This window comes from Rhodococcus sp. NPDC003348, assembly GCF_053589375.1.
This window is the reverse complement of sequence record NZ_JBSFRT010000010.1, coordinates 132,686-143,270: the sequence shown is the minus strand read 5'-3', so window position 1 is coordinate 143,270 and position 10,585 is coordinate 132,686. Positions and strand designations below refer to the sequence as shown.

Genomic DNA, 10,585 nt, shown 5'->3' with positions numbered 1-10,585 from the left:
AAAACACACCACCACCCCATAAAAACAGAATTGGGGGTGGAGCAGTGTCTATCCCTCTCTGCCCCTCCCCAACCCCCCCCGCCGCGCGCCCCCCCCCCCCCCCCTTTCGGTGTTCGTCAGGTATATCGGCACGTCAACGCCGTAAAGGGGGAGACGTCAGGCCGTTCGGTCTCTATTCTAGGTGGTGTTCCTGACGGTCTACGAATCCGTTTCGGGGGCCGTCTTCCCGCAATCGGTGACCGAATCACCGAGCTTTCGGAGTAGGAGCCCCACCATGAAACTTCACAAGGCCGCGGTGCTGTCCGCGGCCGTGGTTGCAGCGATGGGTGTCGGCGCAGGCAACTCCTATGCCAGTGCGGTTCCGGCGCCAGGTGACACACAGGTCGGATACGAGACCTCGGTCCTCCCCGGCGGTCGCTCGGTGGCGACCGTCCTCGACTCGGGAGCCTTCCGGCTGGCGGCGGGTGGCACCGCCGTCGACGTCGTCAACGATGCGGGCACCGCCCTGACCCGGGTGCCCCTCGCCTACGGTGTCGGGGACGATCTCGTCCCGATCGGCGCCACCATCGGACAGGGTGGCAGGGAACTGACCCTGACCCCGCAGATGCCGCCGGTCGGTGTGCATCCCGCGTACAGCCAGGCCGCCTACGACAAGATGGTCGCCGAGATCCAGAAGGGCTGGTTGAACGGCGGACAGTTGAACGCGAACACCGGCGCCGTGATCGGACTGGTGGTGGGGTGCGTCCTGTTCCTCTTCGTCGGATGCCCCCTCGGCGCCGCGATCGGTGGCACCATCGGCGCCGTCACCGGTGTGGTGAACGCGAACCCCGCGGTCCAGCCTGCGGTGTTCGAATTCGTCGCCAGCCTGCCCTGATCGCCGAGATCGCCCGGATCGCAACCCGACCGGAGCGCTCGGTTCCGACGGTTCAGTTCCCGGCCGTGCGGCTCACGAGGTTGTACGCCGGGTTCAGGGCCGCTGCGCCCCTGACTTCGGTGCCCGCACCCGAGGTGTACCGCTGTGTGGTGGTCATCGACTCGTGACCGAGCATGCGCATCAGGGTGTAGACGCTGACGTTCTGATCGGCCATCGCCGTCGCGAAGGTGTGTCGAAGTTGGTGCACCAGAGCGCCTTTCGCGCGATCGCCGTTGATCCCCGCGCGACGGTACGCCCGCTCGACGCGGTACTGGAGGGTGCCTCGGGTGATCCGGGAACCGTCGCGTCCGACGAACATCGGGTCCGAGGCCGCGAAGCGCTGCCACGGCCCGGCATCCGCACGCCGGCGCGCGGTGCCGGGGAACCGCTGCGCGCGGCTGGACAGGTAGTCGCCGAGGACGTCGACGACGACCGGCTCGACTGTGACCACCCGTTGCTTGTTGCCCTTGCCGTGGACGTGGATGACCTTGGCCTGGTCGGCGGCGTCGCGCAGGTCGCCGAGGTCGATGGCGATCAACTCCGCGGAGCGCAGTCCGGTCAGCAGGCCGGTGAGGATCAGCGCGAAATCGCGTTCCGGCCACGCGCGGGCGCCTTCGTCGGGGGCCTGCAGGGTGGTCACGAGGCGTTCGACCGCGTCCGCATGGAACGCCTTGGGTACCGTCTTCGGCGCCTTCGGACGCAACACCGACGACATCGGATTGGCGACAATCGCGTCTGCGGCGAACAAGAAGTCGCACAACATGTTCCAGGTCGACCAGCAGCGGCGGATGGAGGCCGGCTGCCGGGTGTCGGCGTACTCGGCGAATGCGGTTCTCAGGGCCGCCTTGTCGATGACGTCGGGTGTGAGCCGCGCGGCGGAGGTGCCCGCGACGCGGGCGAGGGAGTCGGCCACCGCCCGGTAGTCCTGCCGGTAGGCCCGAAGGGTGTTCGGTGACGGCTTGGCCGTGCTGCGGTAGACGAGGAACTCCTCGAACCAGTCGTGCAGGGATTCGGTCACGTGTTCGATTGTGCAGGAAGGGGCGCACGGTGCGCGAGCGGGTGCCGGAACCCGCCGACGGCAGCGGTCGGCCGGGCGTTGACAACCGTCAACAGTAGGATCGGCGCGTGGATCCCGACATGTGCGCGTACCGGTACTCGTTCGTCACCGGGGTTCTTCCCGTGCGGGTGGAGGACCGGGTGCGCGACGAGCTCGGTGGGGTGATCGCGGATCACGGCCCGTTGCAGGTGGTCACGGCGAGCGGAACGGGGTATCGCGGGTACGCGGCCGGTATCGACCTCGTCGCACGGCTCAGCGAGCTCGGCGTCGACGTGGAACGCACGCAACCGGACCTGGTGGACCGTCGGCTGATCGCGCAGCGCGCCGGCTGCACGAGGCAGGCGGTCGCACTGTGGGTGAACGGGCAGCGGCACCAGGGGGACCCGTTTCCGTTGCCGTTCAACCTCACGCTGGGCCAGACCTGGCTGTGGGGTGAGGTGCAGGCATGGTTGCTCCGCCGGGGTGTCGCGGTGGACGACACCGTTGCCATCCCCACGATGCGCGATCACATGCGCGTCGATTCGCACATCGCGCACCGGCGGGCCGACTACCGCGTGATCGCCGCCCGCGCCCGCGGGTCTGAAGACCCGGAGGGTGATTCCGGGTAACCGGTGCCGGTATCGGGCCTATCGTGGACACCAGCGGCAAATCGGGTGGAGTGGGGCCGCGGATGCATGAATTGTCGATCGCGCAGAGCGTCGTGGACGCGGTGTGCGAGCGAGCAGGCGACCGTCGCGTGCACAGCGTGCGCGTGGAGGTCGGAGTGCTGTGCGCGGTGATCCCCGACTCGATGCAGTTCTGTTTCGAGTTGGTCACCGCGGGCACCGTCGCCGAGGGCGCCCGGCTGGACATAGACACCCCTGCGGGGGCGGGACACTGCCGCGCGTGCGGTTCGGACTTTCCCCTGTCCGATCCGATTCTGTTGTGCGCCTGCGGAAGTGCCGATGTCCAGGTTCGGTCGGGCCGGGAGCTGCGAATCGTGTCGATGGAAGTGAGCTGAAGCGATGTGTGCCACCTGCGGCTGCGGCGAGGAGGCGGGACCGCGTGTGACGGTTCCCGGCGAGCACGAGCACGAGCACGGTCACGAGCACGGTCACGAGCACGAGCACGAGCACGAGCACGAGCACGAGCACGAGCACGAGCACGAGCACGAGCACGGTCATGGCCACGGCCACGGCCACGAGCACGACCATTCGCGGCCCCGGACCGAGACCGTCATGCTCGAACAGCAGGTGCTCGCGAAGAACGACCTGCTCGCCGCGCGTACCCGCGGTTGGCTCGACGATCGGGGCGTGACGGCGGTCAACGTGATGAGCTCGCCCGGGGCGGGGAAGACGACGCTCCTCGAACGGACGATCGGTGACCTGCGGGCGACGACACAGATCTCGGTGATCGAGGGCGACCAGGAAACCCTGCTCGACGCGGAACGCATCCGCTCCACCGGTTGCGCAGTGGTGCAGGTCAACACCGGCGCCGGCTGTCACCTCGACGCGCAGATGATGCACGATGCGCTCGCCGCACTCGAGCCGGCCTCGGGCACACTGCTGTTCGTGGAGAACGTCGGGAACCTGGTGTGCCCGGCGCTGTTCGACCTCGGGGAGCGGTCCAAGGTGGTGGTCATCTCGACACCCGAGGGAACGGACAAGCCGCTGAAGTACCCGCACATCTTCGCGGCCGCGGATCTGGTGATCGTCAACAAGGTGGACCTGCTGCCGTACGTGAACTTCGATCTCGAAACCTGTACGCGCCACGCGAGATCGGTCAATCCCGATGTGGAGCTGATCGCACTGTCCGCCACCACCGGCGAAGGTCTCGACCGGTGGTACCGCTGGCTGGCCGACGGGTGCGGGGCGAGCACGTGATTCGTTGACATCCACCGTCGACGAGGGCCTTAATAGAAGGAGCGTTGCGCAGGGAGTTCGATGATCGACTCCGGCGAAGTGAACGTAGGAGTGCTGTGCGCTCCGAAAGGTGGTCGGCATGCCCACATCACAAGCTCAGGCGGCCGAAGAGACTTTGATCCACGTCTTGTGGATCAACGCCGGGCTCAGTTGCGACGGCGATTCCGTGGCACTGACCGCGGCCACTCAACCGAGTGTGGAGGAGATCGCGCTCGGCGCGTTGCCGGGACTGCCGAAAGTGGCGGTGCACTGGCCCCTGATCGACTTCGAGTGCGGCCCCGAGGGCGGCGCGGACGACTTCCTCGAATGGTTCCGCAAGGCCGACCGCGGGGAACTCGAACCGTTCGTGCTGGTGGTCGAGGGGTCGATTCCCAACGAGAAGCTGCACGACGAGGGCTACTGGTGCGGCTTCGGCAACAACGAGGAGACGGGTCAGCCGATCACCACCAGCGAGTGGCTGGACCGGCTCGCGCCCAAGGCCACTGCGGTCGTCGCGGCGGGCACGTGCGCCACGTACGGCGGGATCCACGCGATGGCAGGCAATCCGACCGGAGCGATGGGCGTGCCGGACTACCTCGGCTGGGAATGGAAGTCGAAGGCGGGCATCCCCATCGTGTGCGTTCCCGGATGCCCGATCCAGCCGGACAACCTGTCGGAGACGCTGACGTACCTGCTGTACATGGCCACCGACCAGGCCCCGATGATCCCGCTCGACGAGGCGCTGCGTCCACAGTGGTTGTTCGGCGCCACGGTGCACGAGGGCTGCGACCGCGGCGGATACTACGAGCAGGGTGAGTTCACCACCGAGTACGGATCCCCGGAATGCCTTGTGAAACTGGGTTGCTGGGGTCCGGTCGTCAAGTGCAACGTGCCCAAGCGTGGCTGGATGAACGGCATCGGAGGCTGCCCGAACGTGGGCGGGATCTGCATCGGCTGCACCATGCCCGGCTTCCCGGACAAGTTCATGCCGTTCATGGACGAGCCGCCCGGTGGCCTGCTCTCGAGTACGGCCTCCGGTGTGTACGGATCGGTCATTCGGCGTCTGCGCAGCATCACCGCTCGCACGCTGGACGACGAGCCGCATTGGCGTACCCCGGGCTCGACGCTGGAAACGGGAGCAGTACGTACCTGGTAGACCGACCTCTCGAGAGGCAGATCGATGACAGAGATCATCCCCGAGCCGTCGCACAAGCAGACGGATTCCGGCGGCCTCGTGGAGATGGCCTGGGATCCGATCACCCGCATCGTCGGCAGCCTCGGCATCTACACCAAGATCGACTTCGAGAACAAGCAAGTGGCCGAGTGCCACAGCACCTCCTCGATCTTCCGTGGGTACTCGCTGTTCATGAAGGGCAAGGATCCTCGGGACGCCCACTTCATCACCAGCCGCATCTGCGGGATCTGCGGTGACAACCACGCGACCTGCTCCTGCTACACGCAGAACATGGCGTATGGGGTCAAGCCGCCGCACCTCGGGGAATGGATCGTCAACCTCGGCGAGGCCGCGGAGTACATGTTCGACCACAACATCTTTCAGGAGAACCTGGTCGGCGTCGACTACTGCGAGAAGATGGTGTCCGAGACCAACCCGGGTGTCCTGGCGAAGGCCGAGAACACCCGTGCCCCGCGCGAGGACCAGCACGGCTACCGCACCGTCGCCGACATCATGCGTTCCCTCAACCCGTTCACCGGGGAGTTCTACCGCGAGGCCCTGCAGGTGAGCCGCTCGACCCGGGAGATGTTCTGTCTCATGGAGGGACGGCACGTGCACCCGTCCACCCTGTACCCGGGCGGGGTCGGCACCGTCGCGACGGTCCAGTTGATGACCGACTACATGACCCGGCTCATGCGCTACGTCGAGTTCATGAAGAAGGTCGTCCCGATGCACGACGATCTGTTCGACTTCTTCTACGAGGCGCTGCCGGGCTACGAGAAGGTGGGCCTGCGGCGCACCCTCCTCGGTTGCTGGGGGTCGTTCCAGGACCCGGAGGCGTGCAATTTCGCCTACCGCGACATGGAGGACTGGGGCCGGAAGATGTTCGTCACCCCGGGCGTGGTCGTCGACGGGAAACTGGTGACCACCTCGCTCGTCGACATCAACCTCGGCCTGCGGATCCTGCTCGGCTCGTCGTACTACGAGGACTGGTCCGATCAGGAGACCTTCGTCGCGACCGATCCGCTGGGCAACCCGGTGGACCGACGTCACCCCTGGAACCAGCACACGAACCCGCGTCCGCAGAAGCGCGACCTGGAGGACAAGTACAGCTGGGTGATGTCGCCGCGCTGGTTCGACGGCACCGATCACCTCGCCCTCGACACCGGCGGCGGACCCCTCGCCCGGCTGTGGTCGACGGCGCTGGCCGGGCTGGTCGACATCGGCTACGTCAAGTCCACAGGCTCGAGCGTGCAGATCAACCTCCCCAAGACCGCGCTCAAGGGACCGGTCACCCTCGAGTGGAAGATCCCAGAGCACGGCAGCAACACCCTCGAACGCAACCGGGCCCGCACCTACTTCCAGGCATACGCCGCCGCGTGTGCGCTGCACTTCGCGGAGCAGGCACTCACCGAGATCCGGGCCGGCCGCACCAAGACCTGGGAAACCTTCGAGGTGCCCGACGAGGGCATCGGCTGCGGATTCACCGAGGCCGTGCGCGGTGTCCTCTCGCACCACATGGTGATCCGCGACGGGAAGATCGCGAACTACCACCCGTATCCGCCGACGCCGTGGAACGCCAGCCCCCGCGACAGCTACGGCACCCCCGGTCCGTACGAGGACGCGGTGCAGGGGCAGCCGATCTTCGAGGAGAACGACCGCGAGCACTTCAAGGGCATCGACATCATGCGCACGGTGCGCAGTTTCGACCCGTGCCTGCCCTGCGGGGTGCACATGTACCTCGGTGGCGGGAAGACCCTCGAGAAGCTGCACTCGCCGACCCAGTCGCTCACCGGGGAGTGACGGATGGAGCGGTGGCGGGAGTCGGGTGAACGAATCGAGGCGTTGCTGGACGCGAGTTCCGCCGCCGGGCCGGCGGCCCGGGGACGCGCCGAGGACCTCGTCCGGGAGGTGATGGGCCTCTACGGCGCGGGGCTGGCGAGGATCCGCGACCTGGCGGCCCGAGACCCGGAGTTGACGGACGAACTCGCCCGAGACGACCTCGTAGCCAGCCTGCTGCTCGTACACGGCCTGCACCCGCACGACGCGCCGACCCGGATTCGCACCGCACTCGACGCGGTGCGCCCCTATCTGGGATCGCACGGCGGTGACGTGGAACTGGTCGAGGTCAGTGGAGGTGTGGCCCGGCTGCGTCTGCTGGGCAGCTGCCACGGCTGCCCGTCGTCCGCGGTGACCCTCGAACTCGCCGTGCAGGACGCGGTGCGAGCGGCCGCGCCCGAGGTCACCGAGCTCGAGGTCGAGACGGCCGCCGCCCCGGATCCCGCGGTGATCCCGGCCGACGCACTGTTCACCCGGGTGCACGCGGGCTCCGGGGGAACCTGGTGCGCGGCACCGGAACTCGACCGGCTCGCCGAGGGTGACGTGGGAGGCTTCGCCGTCGCGGGACAGCAGGTGCTCGCCTGTCGTCTCTCCGGCGAGATCCTCGCCTACCGCGACCGCTGCCCGGCATGCACCCACACGTTCGCCGGGGCGGTGCTGCACCGCGGAGCGTTGGCCGGCGCCGCCGTCCTGCGGTGCCCGCACTGCTCGGCGCACTTCGACGTCCGCGGCGCCGGGGCACGGATAGACGCCGGCACCGACGACCACCTCGACCCGGTGCCGGTCCTGGTGCGGGACGGGGTGCTGTCCGTCGCGATGCCCGCCGGAGTGCCGTGATGTCGTCCCCGTTCGAGGTACTGCAGCGACTGTCCGCGCCGCGCCCGGCCGGGGAGCGCTGCGAAATGTGCGCGGTCGGTGTCGGCGCCGGGCACGCCCACGTCGTCGACGTCCGGGCGCGGCAGCTGATGTGCGTGTGCAGGCCCTGCTATCTGCTGTTCACCGACCCGGACGCGGACCTGCACTACCGGGCGGTGCCGGAGCGTTACCTGTCCTTCCCGGACTTCGCGCTGGCCTCCGGACAGTGGGCGGCCCTCGAGATCCCCGTGGGCCTGGCGTTCTTCTTCCACAACTCGGTCCTCGGCCGGACCGTCGCGCTCTACCCCGGACCGGCCGGCGCGACCGAATCGGAACTGCCCCTCGACACCTGGGAGCGGGTCCGCGCCGACAACCCGTCGCTCGTGACCCCGCAGCCGGACGTCGAGGCACTGCTCCTGCGAGCGCCCCGCCGCGGCGCCGCCGACTGCCATCTGGTGCCCATCGACGCCTGCTACGAGTTGGTGGGTCGGCTGCGCCGCGTCTGGCGCGGCTTCGACGGCGGCTCCGACGCCCGCGCCGAACTCGACAACTACTTCGCCGAGATCGCGCGGCGCAGCCGGCCCGTCCCGGCGAGGGGCCCGTCGTGACATCCCTGGAGTTCGAGGTCGCTCGTATCGAGCCCGAACCGTATGCCGTCACCCCGAACCTGGTGGCCCGCATCCGCATCCGCGAAACGACCGGCGCGGCGGTGCACAGCGTCGCGCTGCGCTGCCAGGTGCGTCTGGAACCGGGACGTCGCCGCTACGAGCCGGACGCCGCCGACACCCTGGGTGACCTGTTCGGCACCCGCGACCGCTGGGGCGGCACACTGTCGTCGTTCTCGTGGCTGCAGACCGCGACGATGGTGCCCCGATTCCAGGACGAGTGCGAGACAACCCTGCCGCTGCCGTGCACCTACGACTTCGAGGTCGCGGCGACCCGGTATCTGAACGCTCTCCCCGACGGTGCGGTGCCGTTGCTGCTGCTGTTCAGTGGCATGGTGTTCACCCAGGGGCCGACCGGGACGGTCGTCGAGCCCGTGCCCTGGGACCGCGAGGCCCGCTTCGACATGCCGGTGACGGTGTGGCACCAGATGGTGCGAACCCACTTTCCCGCGACCGGCTTCGCCCGCCTCGGCCACGACACCCTGGCCGCGCTGACCCGATACAAGGTCGCACACGGTCACACCGACTTCGACGCGGCGGTCTCCGCACTGCTGGCCGAGAGCACGGCGCGCGGACCGGGGGAGGTGGCGTCGTGAAGGGAGCCACTCCGGAAGCCGGTCGTTCCGCGGGCTCCACTCCGGACCCGGTCCGGGCCGTCGCCGATGCCGTGCTCTACGAGGGCTACCTGCTCTACCCGTACCGGGCGAGTTCCCGTAAGAACTACTCGCGGTGGCAGTTCGGCGTGCTCGGCCCGCCCGGTGCCGCCGCGGCCGGATTCGGCGAGGAACCGACACTGGCGGCGCAGTGCGTGCTGCGCACACTCGGCGCGGGCACGACGATCGACGTGGCGCTCCGCTTCCTGCAGCTGCAGACGCGGACGGTGCAGCGCCGGGACGGGGACGGCCACGTCACCGTCGACGAACTGACCGTCGCGAACCGAACCTGGATCGGCTGGGACGAGGCCGTGGAGGTCGAGGTCCCCATCGGCCCCCTGCCCGTGACGACCGAGCCGCCCGTGACGACCGAACCGGCGGTGCACACGATCGCGATCGCCGTCCCCGGCGGCGACGACGTCGAACCGCTCACCGCGCCGGACGGGACGCCGGCCGGCCGCGTGCTGCGCCGGCGGTGGCCACTGTGTGCCGTGCTCCGCGTGGAGACCGCCGCCCCGGACGGTTCCGGCGCCCCGCTGCGACTGGACCTCACCGTCGAGAACACCGGCGCGCCGCCCGGCGACGCCACCGACGCGTTGCGTCGGTCGCTGCTCGGCGCACACCTGATCGTCACCGCCGACGCCGGGCGGTTCGTCTCGCTGCTCGAACCACCCACCGACGCCGCCGATCTCGCGACCGGCTGCACGCACTCGCGCTGCTTCCCGGTCCTCGCCGGAGACCACGACCCCGCCACCCCCGGCGAGGCCGAGACGATGCTGGTGTCGCCGATCATCCTGTACGACCACCCCCGGATCGCCGACCAGAGCGGCGGGGACCTGTTCGACGCCACCGAGATCGACGAGATCCTCACCCTGCGGGTCCTGACCCTCACCGACGACGAGAAGGCCGAGGCCCGCGCCACCGATCCCCGCGCCGGCCGGATCGTCGACCGCTGCGAGACGATGACCCCCGCCGACATGCAGGCCCTGCACGGCACCCTCCGCGACCCGCACGGTGACACGGTGTGCGACCCGCACGGTGACACGGTGTGCGACCCGCACGGTGACATCGCGTGCGACCCGCACAGTGACGGCGGGCTGATTCCCGACGTGCCCGACGGTGTCGACTGGTGGACACCCGAGGCCGACACCAGCGTCCGACCCGAGACGGACGGAGTGCTCGTCGGCGGTGTGCGCGTCGCCAAGGGCAGCCTGGTGCGCCTGCACCCCTCACGCCGCGCCGACGCCCAGGACCTGTTCTTCGCCGGCCGCATCGCGCGGGTGTCCACCGTGCACGCCGACGTCGACGGCGACACCCATGTCGGGGTCGTGCTCGTCGACGATCCGGCCGCCGACCTCCACGACTGGTACGGGCGCTACCTGTACTTCGCACCCGACGAGCTCGAGCCGATCACAAGGAATGGGGAGTCATGAGATTCATGGGAAAGCTGACCACCCTGGCCCTGGCCGCCGCCGCAGCCGCCGCGGTCGCCGTCACGGTGCAGTCGCTGCCGGACATCCAGCGGTACCTGCGGATCCGGAAGATGTGA

Annotated in this window: 12 protein-coding genes; 11 read left to right on the top strand and 1 reads right to left on the bottom strand. The window is 68.9% G+C overall.

The annotated features are described in order from the left end of the window. Nucleotides 1-274 precede the first annotated feature (274 nt). Entirely contained in the window at nt 275-874 is a 600-nt protein-coding gene (locus ACWDU4_RS09835) for a hypothetical protein (protein ID WP_450113692.1), read from the top strand. A gap of 52 nt (nt 875-926) precedes the next feature. Here ACWDU4_RS09835 and ACWDU4_RS09830 read toward each other — a convergent pair whose 3' ends face one another. Next, entirely contained in the window at nt 927-1,931 is a 1,005-nt protein-coding gene (locus ACWDU4_RS09830) for a tyrosine-type recombinase/integrase (RefSeq protein ID WP_450113691.1), read from the bottom strand. Between the two features lie 107 nt (nt 1,932-2,038). On the opposite strand from ACWDU4_RS09830, the gene ACWDU4_RS09825 reads away from it, so the two are divergent. The 10 genes from ACWDU4_RS09825 to ACWDU4_RS09780 all read left to right on the top strand — a co-directional run bounded on the left by ACWDU4_RS09825 (nt 2,039) and on the right by ACWDU4_RS09780 (nt 10,585). Further along, the gene (locus ACWDU4_RS09825; RefSeq protein ID WP_450113690.1) at nt 2,039-2,578 is read left to right on the top strand and encodes a hypothetical protein; all 540 of its coding nucleotides are present in this window, start codon (nt 2,039-2,041) and stop codon (nt 2,576-2,578) included. Nucleotides 2,579-2,640: 62 nt separating this feature from the next. Continuing rightward, nucleotides 2,641-2,970 carry a hydrogenase maturation nickel metallochaperone HypA/HybF gene (locus ACWDU4_RS09820; RefSeq protein WP_450113689.1) on the top strand — a complete coding sequence of 110 codons (330 nt, stop codon included), beginning with the start codon at nt 2,641-2,643 and terminating at the stop codon, nt 2,968-2,970. Between the two features lie 4 nt (nt 2,971-2,974). Then, nucleotides 2,975-3,832 (top strand): hydrogenase nickel incorporation protein HypB, encoded by an 858-nt coding sequence (gene hypB, locus ACWDU4_RS09815; RefSeq protein ID WP_450113688.1) that lies wholly within the window; start codon nt 2,975-2,977, stop codon nt 3,830-3,832. A 118-nt stretch (nt 3,833-3,950) separates the two neighbouring features. Then, a complete protein-coding gene (locus ACWDU4_RS09810) occupies nt 3,951-5,006 on the top strand; it encodes an NADH-quinone oxidoreductase subunit B family protein (RefSeq protein ID WP_450113687.1) in 1,056 nt (351 codons plus the stop codon). Nucleotides 5,007-5,030: 24 nt separating this feature from the next. Continuing rightward, complete coding sequence (locus tag ACWDU4_RS09805) at nt 5,031-6,827, top strand: nickel-dependent hydrogenase large subunit (protein WP_450113686.1); 1,797 nt, start codon at nt 5,031-5,033, stop codon at nt 6,825-6,827. Between the two features lie 3 nt (nt 6,828-6,830). Next, nucleotides 6,831-7,700 carry a NifU family protein gene (locus tag ACWDU4_RS09800; protein ID WP_450113685.1) on the top strand — a complete coding sequence of 290 codons (870 nt, stop codon included), beginning with the start codon at nt 6,831-6,833 and terminating at the stop codon, nt 7,698-7,700. Beyond that, nucleotides 7,700-8,326, top strand: coding sequence for a DUF5947 family protein (locus ACWDU4_RS09795; RefSeq protein ID WP_450113684.1), 627 nt, complete (start codon nt 7,700-7,702; stop codon nt 8,324-8,326). Before ACWDU4_RS09800 ends, ACWDU4_RS09795 begins: the two co-directional genes overlap by 1 nt. Beyond that, nucleotides 8,323-8,979 carry a DUF6084 family protein gene (locus ACWDU4_RS09790; RefSeq protein ID WP_450113683.1) on the top strand — a complete coding sequence of 219 codons (657 nt, stop codon included), beginning with the start codon at nt 8,323-8,325 and terminating at the stop codon, nt 8,977-8,979. Before ACWDU4_RS09795 ends, ACWDU4_RS09790 begins: the two co-directional genes overlap by 4 nt. After that, nucleotides 8,976-10,469, top strand: coding sequence for a hypothetical protein (locus ACWDU4_RS09785; protein WP_450113682.1), 1,494 nt, complete (start codon nt 8,976-8,978; stop codon nt 10,467-10,469). The genes ACWDU4_RS09790 and ACWDU4_RS09785 overlap by 4 nt, the downstream gene beginning before the upstream one ends. Continuing rightward, nucleotides 10,466-10,585 (top strand): DUF6893 family small protein, encoded by a 120-nt coding sequence (locus ACWDU4_RS09780; RefSeq protein ID WP_450113681.1) that lies wholly within the window; start codon nt 10,466-10,468, stop codon nt 10,583-10,585. Before ACWDU4_RS09785 ends, ACWDU4_RS09780 begins: the two co-directional genes overlap by 4 nt.

Bases quoted from the DNA above. Each gene is read 5' to 3' on its own strand.
- ACWDU4_RS09835 (WP_450113692.1), top strand. From the start codon at position 275: ATGAAACTTCACAAGGCCGCGGTGCTGTCCGCGGCCGTGGTTGCAGCG.
- hypB (WP_450113688.1), top strand. From the start codon at position 2,975: ATGTGTGCCACCTGCGGCTGCGGCGAGGAGGCGGGACCGCGTGTGACG.
- ACWDU4_RS09780 (WP_450113681.1), top strand. From the start codon at position 10,466: ATGAGATTCATGGGAAAGCTGACCACCCTGGCCCTGGCCGCCGCCGCA.
- ACWDU4_RS09800 (WP_450113685.1), top strand. From the start codon at position 6,831: ATGGAGCGGTGGCGGGAGTCGGGTGAACGAATCGAGGCGTTGCTGGAC.
- ACWDU4_RS09810 (WP_450113687.1), top strand. From the start codon at position 3,951: ATGCCCACATCACAAGCTCAGGCGGCCGAAGAGACTTTGATCCACGTC.
- ACWDU4_RS09820 (WP_450113689.1), top strand. From the start codon at position 2,641: ATGCATGAATTGTCGATCGCGCAGAGCGTCGTGGACGCGGTGTGCGAG.
- ACWDU4_RS09795 (WP_450113684.1), top strand. From the start codon at position 7,700: ATGTCGTCCCCGTTCGAGGTACTGCAGCGACTGTCCGCGCCGCGCCCG.
- ACWDU4_RS09805 (WP_450113686.1), top strand. From the start codon at position 5,031: ATGACAGAGATCATCCCCGAGCCGTCGCACAAGCAGACGGATTCCGGC.